Here is a 15192-nt window from a genome sequence, read left to right on the forward strand (position 1 = left end):
GGGGGGGCTTCATGCCCCTTTATTCATGTTGGAGTTTCAGAAGGGGCAGCATCCAAAAATTATGTTGTCGTTAAGAAGTATTCCTGCTATAGTCAAACTGACTTATTAAATGCATTTAATAAGTCAGTTTGACTATAGGTGGGAGAGCCATGGCAAGTGATAAAAGACTTCCTTCACAGCAACTCAAATCCGAAATTATTCGGAATATTCGAACAGCATTATTAGAATTCGGAAGGGCTACGAAGGCGGAGTTAAGTCAAAGATTACAATACAGTTTTCCAACGATCAGTAAATTTCTAATGCAGATGGAAGAGACTGGGGAAGTGACGATCATTGGCCTTGATGAGTCTAGTGGCGGAAGAAGGGCAATAAGATACGCCTATAATCCGAATTACCGATTAGGGATGGCTATTTTTTTGGAAAAAAATGAAACGAACTATACGATCTATAATTGCATTGGCGATGTTGTAAAAGAAGGGAATTTACCTAGTATTCTTGAGGAAGACGTTAGTACACTGGTCTCGCTTATCGAAGGCGAAAAAAAGGTCAATCCTAAGATTCAATCTGTAGCGATTGGTGTTCCAGGCGCGGTGAAACAGGGGAAGATTTTTCTGATCCCAGGTTATGCGAAATATCAGAATCTAGATTTGAAAAGATGTATAGAAGATCAGCTCTCTATCCCGACAATCGTGGAAAATGATATGAATGCCGCTGTAATCGGTTATATGGCGCAAAGAAATTTGAAGGAGAATATTTCTTTGATGTATCTGTATTTAGGGAAAAACGGACCGGGAGCTGGGATAGCCGTTAATGGTGAAATTGTTCGGGGAAAGACGTTTTTTTCAGGGGAAGTTCAATATATGCCCCAGTATGACAATAGAAATTTCATAGAAGCATTAACTGGAGATCAGGGTGGATCAAGCATGCAGTCGGATCATAAAGTAGATGCGATTAGTCGGTTAGTGGCTACTATGACCTCTATTTTGAATCCGCATTATATTATTTTTTGTGAGGATGAATTAGCTCCAGCTATGCTTAATCAAATCGCTGAGCGAACTGCTACATACGTTCCTAAGGAACATCTTCCGGAATTAGCGGTAAGTGACTTGAAGCGTGATTATCTGAATGGATTACAAAGTCTTGGATTAGGTTTATTAGTTTCACAACAAATAGATTAGAACCCTTAAGGAGATAACGATGGCTACTTTTTTTCTTATTATTATTTATTTAGCATTTATTAGTTTAGGACTGCCAGATTCATTACTTGGATCCGCATGGCCGGTAATGAGAATAGATCTAAATGCCTCATTAGGTACTGCTGGAATCCTTTCAATGGTTATTGCAGTAGGCACAATTGTCTCCAGTTTGATGAGTGGTACAATCCTTAAACGTTTTGGTACGGGGAAAGTGACCCTTGTAAGCTGTATAATGACGGCTGTAGCTTTATTTGGTTTTGCATGGTCACCTTCATTAGTATGGCTAATTGTTGCTGCGATTCCACTCGGTTTAGGTGCGGGATCTGTAGATGCCGGATTAAACAGTTATGTTGCTACGCACTATAAAGCCCATCATATGAGCTGGTTACATTGTTTCTGGGGAGTGGGCGCGACGCTGGGTCCGATTATTATGGGGTCTTTTATCTCTGGTGAAGGTCTATGGCGAGAAGGTTATCTTACGGTTGCTTATATTCAATTGAGCTTAGTTGTAATTCTCTTCGTTACGCTGCCTTTATGGGATAGAGTGGCTGGAAACAATAGCAACTTGAATGCTGGTAGCGAACATGAGCTCAATCATCCGGAGCTAGAGCAAGCTACTGAGAACACAAAACCTTGGAAACTAAGAGGGGTTAAGCTTGCGATGTTAACCTTCTTATTTTATTCTGCCATCGAAACGAGTATGGGGTTATGGGGGAGCAGCTTTCTAGTAAATATCAAAGACATCCCTGCATCCACTGCAGCGACATGGGTATCGGTATTTTATCTAGGGATTACCTTCGGCAGAATGGTGACGGGCTTCATTACGTTTAGAATGAGTAATAAACAGCTAATACGATATGGCCAACTCATTGCATTAATCGGTACAGTGCTGTTAGTATTACCACTTCCCACTATAGTTTCACTGGTAGGATTTATGATTATAGGTCTGGGCTTAGCCCCCATTTTTCCATGTATGCTACATGAAACTCCTGTACGTTTCGGGAAGAAGCACGCCCAGTCGATTATGGGCTTTCAGATGGCAACGGCATATACCGGTACCACGCTGATGCCGCCGTTTATCGGCTTACTTGCATCGAATTTTACGCTGGGTATATTCCCTGCGATGATCGTTTTTTTCGCTATCGTCATGCTCTTATGTACAGAAAAGCTTAATAAATACTCAGCTAAAGTAAATGTAGGTTAAATTTGAATTGAATATATTACGGACTAACCCTTCATATATATAGATGTAGAAGGGGGGGAACCGTAATGTGGTTGTTAATGGTTATATGCGTTGGATGTCTCTCCGGTTTTATTTTGTTCAGAAAGAATACTTTGACCACTTATCACGAGCCTATTCAAGGACCGGAGAAATTGTCCATCATCATTCCCGCAAGGAATGAAGAATATAATTTGCGCTTTTTGCTCGATTCACTTCAGTCTCAGACCCTTACACCCTATGAAATTATTGTTGTAGATGACTTCTCGGAGGATCGGACCAAAGAAATTGCTGAGAGCTATGGAGTTAAGGTTATTGCGAACAGCAGTCTCCCTGAGGGGTGGACGGGTAAGAGCTGGGCAGTATGGAATGGATATTTACAGGCCTCGGGCGATATTTTTGCTTTTTTGGATGCGGATATTCGATTAAAGCCTAACGCCCTGGCTTCATTATTAAAAGCAAGGGAGCTATCGAAAGGCGTCATTTCGGTAGTTCCTTTTCATCATACAGAAAAGCTGTTTGAGAAGCTCGCCCTAATCATGAATATGCTGGGGATCTTCACGTTCACCTCAGTTTTTGAAAGGAATAATGCCAAAAAAGGGCTGTACGGCTCGTGTATTCTAGTATTAAGGCAGGATTATGAAAAAGTTAATGGCCATCAAAGCATTAGATCTGAAGTGCTGGATGATTTGTCTTTAGGAGAAAAATTTATTGCGGCAGGTGTTCCGATCACCAATTATATCGGGTATGGCTTAGTATCGTTTCGCATGTATCCGAAGGGAATCAAAAGTGAAATTGAAGGGTTCAGTAAAGGGGCTGTCTTAAGCACTTCAACGATAAGTCCGCGGACAATTATTCCAATCGCGCTTTGGGTAATCGGACTAATCATCTCAGAAACCGTGTTTATTTTTGCGAATACTTCATGGTTTATGCCTTTATTGATCGGTTATCTCCTTTATATGTTCCAGCTCTTTTATTTTATAAAATATGTAGGTGTATTTGGCATCGTTATTCCTGTATTTCACGTGGTAGCAACTGTTTTCTTTATCTTGATCATGCTGTATTCGATTTATCAGGTTGTTTTTCTGAGGCATGTAAGCTGGAAAGGAAGGCATATCCAGGTGGGAGGCCATAGGGACTAATGATTATATTGTGGGTCGCGGGTTTATTTTTGTCGGGATCTCTTATGTTTTCCTATTGGCTTGGTCTAGCGCGTAAAAAGAACCTGAAAGACATTGGCGACGGTAATCCGGGGGCTTTGAATCTATGGAAGTCGTCAGGCTATAAATTCGGCATATTGGGGATTATATTGGATTTTTTAAAAGGGTATCTACCACTTCTATGGGTAATGGGAAGTCATTATAGTCAGGGGTATTTCATTATTCCGTTAGCCCTAGCTCCCATTGCGGGTCATGCCTTATCTCCCTTTCTTAAAGGAAAAGGTGGTAAGGCAATTGCCGTAACCTTTGGGGTATGGAGTGCATTGACAGGATTCAAAGCTTCTTTAGCGCTAGCAGTCATTTTAGCAGTGCTGAAAATGCTCAGCAGTTGGTTCAAAAGCAGAGGAAATTCACCTGTATCGGATGGTGTGCAAGTAGTTAGCGGAATGCTGCTTCTTTCCGTTTTTTTGTACATTAGTAATTGGTCTGCTCCTATCTTATGGGTATGGTTTGGAAGTTTTGTGATCCTTGTGTATACGCACAGGTTAGAATTGGCAGTGTGGGTGAGGAAGTATTCATCAAGGAAACGATAAGGAACATAATATAGGCTTGGTATAAACAAGGGTGTCCCAGCAGCTATCGCATAGCTGTTGAGACACCCTTGTTTGGTGAAGCAGTAGCTTCGTCTTTTCTAATATTAGTGTTCTAGGATTGAGGATTTACGTTTTGACACAGCACGGATAATAAACGCAGAAGCTAAAAGAAGGATTGTGGCAGTGGCAAGGACAACAATAAATGACTTATCAAAAGCTGATTGTGCGGCTTCAACGAGCGCAGATCCAGCAGCAGTAGGCATATTTTCTGCGGCTAGAAGAGCTTCGTCAAGGCTGTCGCGAACGATCGGCGGGACTGTTAGTTCATCAGGGAGAACTAATGATGCTGTATAGATGAATGACGAAAGACTGCCCAGAAGTGTAATACTTAGGGCGCTGCCGAGTTCGAACGATACTTCCTCTATAGATGCGGCCATGCCAGCTTTTTCGACGGGGACATTTAGCATGATTGAATTTGAGGCGGCAGTCATGGCTCCCCCAAGACCTGCACCCAGAATCATTAAGGCTGCGAATTGTAACAATATATTTCCGTCATGGAAGAGTAGAAGGGTGCCCATTCCTATACCTGACACTAACAGACAGACCCACTGTACTTTTACTTTGTCCACTCGATGCAACACAAGTCCGATGAGTATCCCTGAGATGAAGGACGCTATCGAAGTGAATACAACGTACAAGCCTGCTTCCAACGGTGTATATCCAAGAACAAGCTGGAGCCGTTGAGTCACGATCAATTCCATTCCAATAAGTGCGAAACAAGACAATAGAGCTGTAGCCACTCCAGTAGTAAAGTGGGAGTCTCTAAATAGTGCAAAATCTATTAATGGATTCTGGCTCTTACGTTGATGGCGCATAAATATGATCATAGCTACGACACCAATCACGGCAGATAACACAGCGATGGAAATTGAACCTTCACGTCTGCTGATCTCCTTAACTGCATAAACAAGGGCAACCAGACCAATCATAATTTGAACGGAACCAATGAAATCCCATTTCTTATTCTTATTCCCTTTAAGGTTTGGGATTAGTAAGATGGCCAAGATCAGTGCAAGAATAACTATAGGAATATTGATGAGGAACACCGATCCCCACCAGAAATGTTCCAGTAAAAAACCACCAACGAGTGGACCCATTCCTGCTCCCACAGAGGAGACAGATGCCCAAATACCTACGGCTAGTGAACGCTCACGCTCATCCGAAAAGGTAGTTCGAATAATGGAGAGTGTTGCGGGCATCATCATGGCTGCACCAATAGCTAGTAGGGTACGCGCAGCAATAAGCACGAGAGGTGTCGGCGCGTAGGCGGCGATTAATGAAGCCAACCCAAAGATAGTAAGTCCCATAACGAAGAGTTTTTTATGCCCAAGACGATCGCCTAGTGTGCCAAGACCGAGTAATAATCCTGACATTACAAGTGGATAAATATTTACGATCCATAGTTTTTCCGATGCAGAAGCAGCAAGATCATGCGTAAGTCGTGGTAGAACCGAATAAAGTACGGTCATGTCGATGACGATCATAAAGAGTGCGCTGGACACAATCGCCAGCACGATCCAGCGTTGAAATTTAGATAGATTTGATGAAAACATGGGTAATCCTCCTAAGATGATAGTAGCTAATAACGTTACCTTGACAAGGTAATGGTGTTACGTTATTGTACTTTGAGGTATAGGGTAACCCGATAGTCAAGAGGAGTGATCTGAATGTCTATTGATTATGATCAATACTTTACGACGAGTGAGTTCGCAAAGGTATGTGGGGTAACGAAGCATACGTTATTCCATTATGATGAAATTGGTATATTAAAACCGGAGATCGTGAAGGAAAACGGATATCGTTATTATTCCTATAAGCAGTTTTATACCTTCGATATTATTGCCGTACTAAAAGGGACAGGAACGCCGTTGAATGAGATCAAAGAATATATACAAGATCAAAACACATTGCATTTTTTATCCATGCTTAAGCAAAAACAGCTGCAGTTGGTTGATGAACAAAAAAAGTTAGAGCGAATGCAGAGGCTTTTACAAGGGGCTATAGATAATACGAATCGTGCGCTCTACGTTGATTGTGGAGAACCCTGGGTCGAGGAATGTGATGAAGAGTATTTTATTGCGGTTAGACTCTCGAAGGAGAAGGGTGAGAAGGATCATGTACGAAAAGTATATCGAATCTTCGATTATTGCGATGAACATCATCTTGAATATGACTTTCCGATAGGTTCGATTATTTGTAAAAGCAGTTTGGAAGAAGGTGACTATGACCCGGATTATTATTGTAATAAAATCAATGAAAAGCATAACGGTGAATTACTTTATATTAAGCCAAAGGGTAAATATTTGATCATGAATCACAAGGGATCTTATGAAACCTTACCTGCGTCCTATGAGAAGCTAAAGTCTTATATTGCTGAAAATGATTTACACATAACCGGAAACGCTTATGAGTATGAATTGCTTAGTTATTTAGCTGTAGGGGATCCGGATAAGTATGTTATTCAAATTGCGATCCAAACCTTTTGAGGTTTAGAGCATTGGATTGACTTTAAAATTGGCTTACAAATTGACACGCTTGGGATTCCAAGCGTTTTTTTTATGGATACCTGATGGCTTGAGCATTAGCCAGATGCGACATTTTTATTATCTATATTGATTGACAATGATAATCATTATTATTAATGTGTAAACAGGCGTGAATCCTTATGCTCACCTTACCGACGCCAATGCCTCTGAGCTGGTGCACTATGATTGAGTTTTGTTGATGATTATCCATAGAAGAGACTACTATTGAAATGAGGTATGCATTGTGAAAATAGATGTTAATCAATTAGCAGAGCATTTTGCACACACTCCTTTCCAAGTAGAAGGAGTATATCGATATGCTGAAAATCCAGGTGTGCCTTACGCTGACTATACAGATTCTTTTCCTGGATTTGTGTTTCCACTTACAGGAAAGATTAAATTTAAATTTAATGGCACGCCTTATATCTTTTCGCCTGGAAAAGTTGTGCATGGGGGTGCAAAAATGAAATTAGATCAAAAAATGTTAGGTAGAACCAATTGGGAATATATTCTTGTTCAATATCGGATATGTAACTCAGAACTAAAAGAGTCAAGCTTTTCTCATCAGCATTTTGAATTATTAACAGGTCAATCTCCTCGTCTTATTGAATTAATTATGCGTCTTTGGCATGTGTATAATCAGCGTGGAGGCATTTCGATGTTTCAGACTGAAATGCTGTTTCGCGAAGTGCTGAATGAGGCCTTATTATGTGTTATTAATAGGGAAGATAGCTGTGAATCACATACTTTATTCGAGCGGGTATCTAATTATATTCATCAAAACTATTATCAAAGTCTTACAATAGCTTCGCTTGCAGAACAAAATAACGTTAATCGAAATCGACTTTCTTACGTATTTAGAACACATGCCGGTATGGGACCAGCAGAATATTTATTAAAATATCGTATAAATATAGCGCAAGAAATGCTATTTACAAGTGATGCGCCTGTACAACAAATTGCGCAAACCGTTGGAATGGCTGACCCCTTTTATTTTAGTAGAGTGTTCAAAAAACAATGTGGCATTTCACCTACCGAATATCGAGAGAAGTTCATCAATAATCCATGGTAAATTCAACCTGCATCCATTCTTATCTAAAAAGTACTTTACTATAATAATGGTTAAGCAAAGAAACCATTATGTTGGAGGAATTTCGTATGAAAAAGATTAGAGGACTGCTAGTCGCAACACTATTATTAGCAGGTATACTAGCGGGTTGTACTGAAACACCTGCTGAAAATAAAGAATCAACTAAAGAAGGCGTATCTTCAACAGCAGTTAATGTAGATGCAGCTGATTGGCCAAGAACATTTAAGGATGCCTTAGGTAAAGAAATTGTTATCGAGAAAAAACCGGAAAAAATAGCCTCGCTATGGTATTTTTATCCTGAAATATTAGTTGCATTAGGTGAGCCACCTGTTGCATCTACAGAAAAAGATTATCTATCTTCTTTATCTTATTTAAAAGGAAAGCTGGATTCAGCTGAAGAACTAGGAGATAAAGTGTCTCCTAGCATTGAGAAAATTCTATCTATTAATCCTGATTATATTTTAGCAACAGAGCATCATGAAGCAGTGTATGATTCACTAGATAAAATTGCACCAGTCATTACATTAAAATACAAGGACATCTATGAAGATTGGCAATATGGACTCCGTACAGTAGCCATGATTATTGGAAAAGAAGACGAAGCGGAAAAAGTAATTGATAAAATGATGAAAGATATTACAACTGGGCGTGAAACATTAAAGTCGATGGAAAGAGAGACAGTATCGCTTATATTGTCTTGGGATGGAAAAACTTTTAATGTTCTAGGTGAAGGGAATCCGGTCTATAAACTTGCTTTTGATAAAAAAAAGGGACTGGGGCTTACACCGGATGATACATATGCAGGTAATAATAATGAATTTACTTCGTTTGAAGGAATATCAACTGTTCAAGCAGACCATATTTTCCTTATTGGTGACATTACAAAAAAGGAGGAATTAATGAATAACTTAAAACAAAGTAATGTGTGGAATGCTATGAATGCCGTAAAGAAAGGCAATGTCTATTTAATGGATAATTCCGCTATTACTGGTGGACCATTAGCTATTGATTACGCTTTACAAAATATATTATCAGCCTTGCTTAAGCTCTAATAAGTTGAGGGAAATAAGGAGTGATTACTATCCATTATCAAGCTATTAATCTGAACGATAAGTTATCTAAATTTAACGACCTTTGGTCTCCGAAAGTCATTGGTGAAATGAATGACTATCAATTTAAACTTATTAAGATCACTGGGGATTTTGAATGGCATGTTCATCAAGATACCGATAAGGTATTTTTTACGCTCGAAGGGGAGATGATCATTGATTTCCGTGATGGTCAGGTTAAAATCTCCAAGGGTGAGATGTTTTTTCTCCCAAAGGGAGTCGAGATGAAGCCTTCTGCCGAAAAGGAATGCCATATCATGTTGGTGGAGCCTAGAAGCGTAGTAAACACTGGCGGTACTGAATCCGAATTAACCGCAGCCAATAATACTTGGATCTAGTTAAGGCTTTCCTCCGCTATTCTCTTTAGGTTTCTGCAAATTGACATAACACCAAATGGTGTTATAATAAAAACGAAACCAGAAGGTGTTACATTAAAATGAATTTTGGAGGAAATTTATGCAAACTCAAGGACCACTACAAGATATTCGTCAAACAATTACACTCAATGCGCCCATTGAAAAAGTATGGAAAGCTGTTTCCACTGCTGAAGGAATAGCTGCCTGGTGGATGCCAAGTACATTCGAGCCAGTGGTAGGTCATGAGTTCATTCTACATGCTGGACAATTCGGGGATTCCCCATGTAAAGTTACCGAGATTGATGAGCCGAACCGTGTTGGTTTTAATTGGGGGAAGGATTGGCATCTTGCCTTTGAATTGAAAGAAATTGATGGGAAGACGGAGTTCACCGTGATTCACTCTGGATGGGACCCTGAAAAGGTAACTGAATTTGGTCAACCGCATCCAATCGTTCGTGGCTTTATGAACGGCGGCTGGGAGAAAATCGTCCAAGAAAAACTTCCTGCTTATATCGAGGTTTAAGATGCCAGTCGCTGAATCTGGACATGATGTATTTCAAGCGATAGCAGATCCTACCCGCCGCAGTCTGCTAAAGCTGCTTGCTAATAAGGAAATGTCCATAGCATCCATCTCGGACTGCTACCCGATCAGCCGAACCGCTGTTAACAAGCATTTACAAGTATTGTCCGATGCGCAGCTTGTTAGCAGTCAGAAAGTCGGTCGGGAGACTCGGTACAAGCTTCAGCCAGAGCCTCTACTGGAGCTTCAAGATTGGCTTACCTTTTTTGAACAATACTGGGCTAATAAACTGTTTGCGCTTAAAGAATATGTTGAAGCAGATCATAACAATGAATGATAAACCGAGAGGCGTGAGATCGCGCTTCTCGGTTTTTTTGATGCATTGTGCAAAAATATTTAAATGAAACAGATATAATGGATTCGTATATACATATGAACTGCTATTTGCTCATTTTGAGGCATTTGGGGCGAGTTGCGGACTAGAGAGACGTTAATCATCATTATCAGGGGCAATATTGTGTACTTTCAGTCCGATAAAGCTCCATGGAGTCCGTTAGCATTCCAGATGAACATAAGGACAAGGCAGAAGCATTTTTGAAAGAATAAACGGCGTAGCATTGAGCTACACCGTTATTTCTGCATTTACAGGATAGCTTTCAACGGAAAGCATATCTCATTTATAAACTCAGTTTAAACCTTCGTTTAAATTCAGTTTATAAAAGGGAGTTAGCATCACAATACAAACTAAAACGTTGGAGGAATTGTAATGGTTAATGAACGCAAAAAAATAATTGAGCACAACCCTGGAGATTGGGCCGTCGAGGCGCGTGGACTCGTCAAAACATTTGGTGACAATCGCGCTGTGGATGGGGTGAATTTAAACGTAAAAGCAGGTACGATCTATGGAGTTCTTGGTCCAAATGGAGCCGGAAAAACTACCGTCATACGGATGCTGGCGACCTTACTTCGCCCTGATGCAGGTTCAGCGCGAATCTTCGGACATGATGTAGTGAAGGAATCGCAGATAGTGCGGCAATTAATTGGTGTGACAGGACAATACGCCTCAGTCGATGAGTCATTAAGTGCTACAGAGAATCTTATTATCTTCTCTCGGCTATTAGGGCTTGGGCGCGCAGAGTCGCGGAAAAAAGCAACAGAATTACTGGAAGAGTTTGGTCTGACTGAGGCGGCTAAACGGCCTCTTCGAAATTTCTCTGGCGGTATGCGTCGCCGTCTGGATTTGGCAGCTAGCCTTATTGCACAACCACCTTTAATTTTCCTGGATGAACCGACTACAGGGCTTGATCCTCGCACTCGTTCACAGATGTGGGATACCATTCGTCGATTGGTGAATACGGGATCAACAGTTCTTTTAACGACGCAGTACCTTGAAGAAGCAGATCAACTTGCAGACCGGGTGGCAGTTATTGACCGTGGGCAAGTCGTCGCCGAGGGCACTGTGGATGAGCTGAAATCATCCGTGGGTACCACATCTTTACTATTGAAGGTCCGAGAGCTAAAGGATTTTAAACAAGCTCGTCAGCTTGTAGAACATGTTCTGCATGTCCAATCCAATGTGTCTTCGTTCGAGGAAGGGCAGATTTCTGCACCGATGGCGAACGCGGATTTAGTGACTGACTTACTTATTGCTCTGCGCGAAGCAGGCATTCCACTTGCAGAGGTGAGTGTGCAGAAACCAACACTTGATGAAGTATTCTTAACAATCACGGGTCAGGGTGTAACAGATAACGCTTCAAATGCGTCTGGGCAGTCAAACAAGAAGGAGGCAGTAAGAGTATGAGTACAAGAACTTCTGCAATAAACTCAGGAACTACAAGACAATTGAAAAACCATACGAGTCTCAGACAGAGTATACGAAATTCATTCACAATGGCGTATAGAGGTATACTAAAAATACGGCGAACACCTGAGCAATTATTCGATGTTACGCTTCAGCCTATTATTTTTACTCTGATGTTTACCTATATTTTTGGTGGAGCCATCTCTGGTGACATTGCTAGCTATTTGCCTGTTATCATTCCTGGTATTCTCGTTCAGACCGTAATTACTACTTCGATCGTTACTGGAGTTCAATTACGTGAGGATATGGATAAAGGTGTGTTTGACCGATTTAAATCACTGCCAATTGCAAGGATAGCTCCGTTAGCAGGTGCTCTATTAGCAGATACGATTCGGTATACGATAGCGACTGTGCTCACTTTCACCATGGGTTATATTATGGGATTACGGCCCGAGGGAGGGCTGGGGCATGTTGCTGTAGCGGCACTTCTTGTTATTGTCTGTGCTTGGTCGATTAGCTGGATCTTTGCTTTCTTTGGTGTCATTGCAAGAACAGCCTCAAGTGTACAAGGGATCTCGATGATTGTGCTGTTCCCGCTTACGTTTCTGTCTAACGCATTCGTACCGGTAGATACAATGCCTAGCTGGCTTCAATGGTTTGTTAAAGTCAATCCGATCTCACATTTGGTGACCGCGGTGCGGGAGCTTACTAACAATGGTACCGTAGGCTGGGATTTCGTAATCTCTCTGATCGGAGCAGCTGTCATCGTTGCGATTTTTGCACCAATTACAGTTCGTGCTTATATGCGCCGGACATAATATGAAATGAAAAAACGGCAGAAATGCCGTTTTTTTGTATTAGCCGCAAAAAAGCTTCTTTTTTAATTATCGCTTCTAAAGAACGTATGGATTAAATTGGATACTGATCTATCATACAATGTTTTAGCAGCTTCCTCATTTTGAATATGTCCCCCCAAATGCAGATGAATGACGCCATGCAACGATGCCCACACCAGATTCACAACAAGGAGGGGATCTTTCTCCTCAATAAACCCTTGTTCGATGGCTTCTGTAATAAGGGCTATTACTTGTTGAAGTGCCGTGAAGATAGCATGTAAACTTTCTTCCTCCGGTTTGAACTCGCTAAAAGCCCCTCCAAACATAACCATATAATAGCTGGTATGATTCCGTGAGAAATCCCAATAAGCTTGTCCAAGATCGCGAAGATATAAATTTAGATTGTCTTGTTTTGGAACCGCTTGAAAGGCAGCGGCCAACAATTTACACCCTTGCAGAAAAAGCTCCTTCGCTAAACCTTCCTTGTTTCCAAACAAGTTATAAATGATTTTTGTGGGACATTCCATTTTTTCAGCAACCTTGCGAATGGTTACACCTTCAGGTCCGGATTCATGCATAATGGCCGCAGCGGCTTCGATAATATTCAGTCTTAATATTTCTGCATGCTGTAGTTTTGCTTTTGGGTAGGTTGTAACGGATTGAGCATCTATAGAAGATATTTTGGACGATTTTTGCATGTAGTTTCACTTCCTTAGAACTTTACTTTAGCTTTTTCAAATAGCCGTTATTTCTAAACCTTATTTTACTGATGTAGAAGAGAAATAGCCAATAATTAAATGTAGAATTTTATTTGACAACGCAACCTCACTTGGATACAATGATTCATATTGAAACACTGTTTCTAGATGGTCATTAAAGGGAGAGATGATAGCAATGATTACAATTCAAAATAAATGGACGTTGATTACAGGTGCTTCTTCAGGAATAGGTGAAGCGTTTGCTCGAGAACTTGCAGCCAAAGGAAGTCATTTGATATTAGTCGCCCGTTCCGAAGATAAATTGATTGCTTTAGCGGAAAAATTACAAAGAGAATTTCATATTCAAGCGGAGGTTATCGTTGCTGATTTATCGCAAGAAGGTTCTCCTAGCAGGCTCTATCAACAATGTATGGAACGTGGTCTGAACGTTGATATTCTGATTAATAATGCAGGTTTTGCTACGTATGGGCTTTTTGAACAACTGTCTGGTCCAAGACAACATGAAGAGGTGATGCTAAATGTTTTGGCGGTTGTAGATCTGACCCATTTATTTTTGCCAGGTATGTTAAAAAGAAAAAGTGGTGTGATTATAAACGTTGCATCAACAGCAGCATTTCAACCTCTCCCTAATATGGCTGTATATGGAGCGACAAAAGCTTTTGTATTATCATTTACACAAGCACTATGGGAGGAAAATCGGAAACGGGGCGTACAATTTCTTGCGTTATGTCCGGGGTCTACGGAAACAGAATTTTTTAATGTTGTGGGAGCCGATGAAGCATCAGTAGGGAAGCGAGATACTCCAGAAAATGTGGTTCAAGTGGCTCTTCGGTCGCTTCAGGCAAAGAAAACATTTGTTGTCCCAGGATTTTCAAACTATATTTCAGCTCAAATGTCACGGTTTTTCACACGTAAACAAATGCTTTATTTAGTTGGACGTATGCTCCGTACTAGACATTAATAAGTCAACATTTTGCTTCGATGATGTAAAATAAAGAGCCGTTATCTATGGATTACTCCATGATAGCGGCTTTTTTCAAAAGTTAATTGCCTAACTCCGAATTTTAACCCTACTTCTTCATGTCCTTCGATGGTACTATGATATAAAAATAGAATGATGCATATAGAAAGGACGACAGTATGAGAAACTATCTAATTTTGGGGGCAAGTAAAGGTTTGGGAGATGCATTTGTGAAAGGTTTACCTGAGTATGGTGATCGAGTGTGGATCGTCTCCAGAAGCAGACCGGGCAGTCTGGATCTTAATGATGGCATACAGCGGGTATGGATTGCAGTAGATCTATCGCAGCCAGATGCCGCACAAGTCTTATCAAAGGGAATTCAAACGGAGAAGATTGATGTTTTAGTTTATAACGTGGGTATTTGGGAGAAAGAAGGTTTTGAGGATCACTATACTTTTGACAAGGATGAGACGAGTGACATTGCCAACATTATTAATGTGAATATAACTTCAACAATTACCTGCATACAGGCTGTACTGCCTAATCTTCGCCAATCGGAAGCAGGAAAAATTATTCTAATTGGCTCCACAGCAGGACTGGATCATACCAATAACGCCCAGGTATCATTTGTAGCTTCCAAGTTCGGTCTGCGTGGCATTACACATGCATTACGTGAGCATGTTCGTAAGGATGGCATTGCAGTAACTTGTGTAAATCCGGGTGAGCTGGCAGCAGAAATTCCTTATGAGGATGGCGCAGAAAAAGCGATTGCAGAATATAGCGGCACAAGAATTCCTGTTCAGGACATTGTCTCCATTGTGAAATGTATCGTTAACCTCTCTAGCGCTTCCTGTGTCAAAGAAATTCATATTCCAGCAATGGCGGATTTGAATGCATAATAAATCTCATTTATCCTTTAAGATTTCATTAAGATTCAATACGAAGATAAACCATATAATTGGATTATAGAAATGTTATCAAAAAAAGTGCTACATAAGCGCGTCAACTAGCACGACGTATTATTAGGTTGTAGTAAAAAGTGAATAT

16 protein-coding genes are annotated in these 15192 nt (G+C 40.6%); 14 read left to right on the forward strand and 2 right to left on the reverse strand.

Annotated elements, in window-relative coordinates; all coding sequences use genetic code 11:
• The first annotated feature begins 149 nt into the window (after positions 1–149).
• The 4 genes from MKX35_RS16270 to MKX35_RS16285 all read left to right on the forward strand — a co-directional run bounded on the left by MKX35_RS16270 (position 150) and on the right by MKX35_RS16285 (position 4168).
• Positions 150–1178 carry an ROK family transcriptional regulator gene (locus tag MKX35_RS16270; RefSeq protein ID WP_076286714.1) on the forward strand — a complete coding sequence of 343 codons (1029 nt, stop codon included), beginning with the start codon at positions 150–152 and terminating at the stop codon, positions 1176–1178.
• A 19-nt stretch (positions 1179–1197) separates the two neighbouring features.
• On the forward strand, positions 1198–2400 hold the full coding sequence (locus MKX35_RS16275) for an MFS transporter (RefSeq protein WP_076286715.1): 1203 nt from the start codon (positions 1198–1200) through the stop codon (positions 2398–2400).
• Positions 2401–2465: 65 nt separating this feature from the next.
• Positions 2466–3557, forward strand: coding sequence for a glycosyltransferase (locus MKX35_RS16280; protein WP_076300875.1), 1092 nt, complete (start codon positions 2466–2468; stop codon positions 3555–3557).
• Positions 3557–4168 (forward strand): glycerol-3-phosphate acyltransferase, encoded by a 612-nt coding sequence (locus MKX35_RS16285; protein ID WP_076286717.1) that lies wholly within the window; start codon positions 3557–3559, stop codon positions 4166–4168. Before MKX35_RS16280 ends, MKX35_RS16285 begins: the two co-directional genes overlap by 1 nt.
• A gap of 104 nt (positions 4169–4272) precedes the next feature.
• Here MKX35_RS16285 and MKX35_RS16290 read toward each other — a convergent pair whose 3' ends face one another.
• Positions 4273–5781, reverse strand: a complete 1509-nt coding sequence (locus tag MKX35_RS16290) for an MFS transporter (protein WP_076300876.1) — start codon at positions 5779–5781, stop codon at positions 4273–4275.
• Between the two features lie 114 nt (positions 5782–5895).
• On the opposite strand from MKX35_RS16290, the gene MKX35_RS16295 reads away from it, so the two are divergent.
• The 8 genes from MKX35_RS16295 (at position 5896) to MKX35_RS16330 (ending at position 12447) form a co-directional block, all read left to right on the forward strand.
• Positions 5896–6714, forward strand: a complete 819-nt coding sequence (locus MKX35_RS16295) for a MerR family transcriptional regulator (RefSeq protein ID WP_076300877.1) — start codon at positions 5896–5898, stop codon at positions 6712–6714.
• 283 nt (positions 6715–6997) lie between these two features.
• Positions 6998–7825 carry an AraC family transcriptional regulator gene (locus MKX35_RS16300; protein ID WP_076286720.1) on the forward strand — a complete coding sequence of 276 codons (828 nt, stop codon included), beginning with the start codon at positions 6998–7000 and terminating at the stop codon, positions 7823–7825.
• An 86-nt stretch (positions 7826–7911) separates the two neighbouring features.
• Positions 7912–8895, forward strand: a complete 984-nt coding sequence (locus tag MKX35_RS16305; RefSeq protein WP_076300878.1) for an iron-siderophore ABC transporter substrate-binding protein — start codon at positions 7912–7914, stop codon at positions 8893–8895.
• Between the two features lie 29 nt (positions 8896–8924).
• A complete protein-coding gene (locus tag MKX35_RS16310; RefSeq protein ID WP_076300894.1) occupies positions 8925–9290 on the forward strand; it encodes a cupin domain-containing protein in 366 nt (121 codons plus the stop codon).
• A 118-nt stretch (positions 9291–9408) separates the two neighbouring features.
• Positions 9409–9831, forward strand: coding sequence for an SRPBCC family protein (locus MKX35_RS16315; RefSeq protein WP_076286722.1), 423 nt, complete (start codon positions 9409–9411; stop codon positions 9829–9831).
• A 1-nt stretch (position 9832) separates the two neighbouring features.
• A complete protein-coding gene (locus MKX35_RS16320) occupies positions 9833–10165 on the forward strand; it encodes an ArsR/SmtB family transcription factor (protein WP_042128608.1) in 333 nt (110 codons plus the stop codon).
• Between the two features lie 429 nt (positions 10166–10594).
• Entirely contained in the window at positions 10595–11629 is a 1035-nt protein-coding gene (locus MKX35_RS16325) for an ATP-binding cassette domain-containing protein (protein WP_076300879.1), read from the forward strand.
• Positions 11626–12447, forward strand: coding sequence for an ABC transporter permease (locus MKX35_RS16330; protein ID WP_076300880.1), 822 nt, complete (start codon positions 11626–11628; stop codon positions 12445–12447). The genes MKX35_RS16325 and MKX35_RS16330 overlap by 4 nt, the downstream gene beginning before the upstream one ends.
• A gap of 62 nt (positions 12448–12509) precedes the next feature.
• Here MKX35_RS16330 and MKX35_RS16335 read toward each other — a convergent pair whose 3' ends face one another.
• The gene (locus tag MKX35_RS16335; protein ID WP_076286725.1) at positions 12510–13163 is read right to left on the reverse strand and encodes a TetR/AcrR family transcriptional regulator; all 654 of its coding nucleotides are present in this window, start codon (positions 13161–13163) and stop codon (positions 12510–12512) included.
• Between the two features lie 196 nt (positions 13164–13359).
• Here MKX35_RS16335 and MKX35_RS16340 point away from each other — a divergent pair, with 196 nt between their 5' ends.
• Positions 13360–14145 (forward strand): SDR family NAD(P)-dependent oxidoreductase, encoded by a 786-nt coding sequence (locus tag MKX35_RS16340; RefSeq protein ID WP_076286726.1) that lies wholly within the window; start codon positions 13360–13362, stop codon positions 14143–14145.
• A 179-nt stretch (positions 14146–14324) separates the two neighbouring features.
• Entirely contained in the window at positions 14325–15044 is a 720-nt protein-coding gene (locus MKX35_RS16345) for an SDR family NAD(P)-dependent oxidoreductase (protein ID WP_076286727.1), read from the forward strand.
• Positions 15045–15192 lie beyond the last annotated feature (148 nt).

The organism is Paenibacillus sp. FSL R5-0923 (assembly GCF_038009145.1).
Lineage (GTDB): Bacteria > Bacillota > Bacilli > Paenibacillales > Paenibacillaceae > Paenibacillus_AQ.

Bases quoted from the DNA above. Each gene is read 5' to 3' on its own strand.
- MKX35_RS16305 (WP_076300878.1), top strand. From the start codon at position 7,912: ATGAAAAAGATTAGAGGACTGCTAGTCGCAACACTATTATTAGCAGGT.
- MKX35_RS16270 (WP_076286714.1), top strand. From the start codon at position 150: ATGGCAAGTGATAAAAGACTTCCTTCACAGCAACTCAAATCCGAAATT.
- MKX35_RS16285 (WP_076286717.1), top strand. From the start codon at position 3,557: ATGATTATATTGTGGGTCGCGGGTTTATTTTTGTCGGGATCTCTTATG.
- MKX35_RS16290 (WP_076300876.1), bottom strand. From the start codon at position 5,781: ATGTTTTCATCAAATCTATCTAAATTTCAACGCTGGATCGTGCTGGCG.
- MKX35_RS16340 (WP_076286726.1), top strand. From the start codon at position 13,360: ATGATTACAATTCAAAATAAATGGACGTTGATTACAGGTGCTTCTTCA.
- MKX35_RS16315 (WP_076286722.1), top strand. From the start codon at position 9,409: ATGCAAACTCAAGGACCACTACAAGATATTCGTCAAACAATTACACTC.
- MKX35_RS16275 (WP_076286715.1), top strand. From the start codon at position 1,198: ATGGCTACTTTTTTTCTTATTATTATTTATTTAGCATTTATTAGTTTA.
- MKX35_RS16345 (WP_076286727.1), top strand. From the start codon at position 14,325: ATGAGAAACTATCTAATTTTGGGGGCAAGTAAAGGTTTGGGAGATGCA.
- MKX35_RS16320 (WP_042128608.1), top strand. From the start codon at position 9,833: ATGCCAGTCGCTGAATCTGGACATGATGTATTTCAAGCGATAGCAGAT.
- MKX35_RS16325 (WP_076300879.1), top strand. From the start codon at position 10,595: ATGGTTAATGAACGCAAAAAAATAATTGAGCACAACCCTGGAGATTGG.
- MKX35_RS16335 (WP_076286725.1), bottom strand. From the start codon at position 13,163: ATGCAAAAATCGTCCAAAATATCTTCTATAGATGCTCAATCCGTTACA.
- MKX35_RS16280 (WP_076300875.1), top strand. From the start codon at position 2,466: ATGTGGTTGTTAATGGTTATATGCGTTGGATGTCTCTCCGGTTTTATT.
- MKX35_RS16295 (WP_076300877.1), top strand. From the start codon at position 5,896: ATGTCTATTGATTATGATCAATACTTTACGACGAGTGAGTTCGCAAAG.
- MKX35_RS16330 (WP_076300880.1), top strand. From the start codon at position 11,626: ATGAGTACAAGAACTTCTGCAATAAACTCAGGAACTACAAGACAATTG.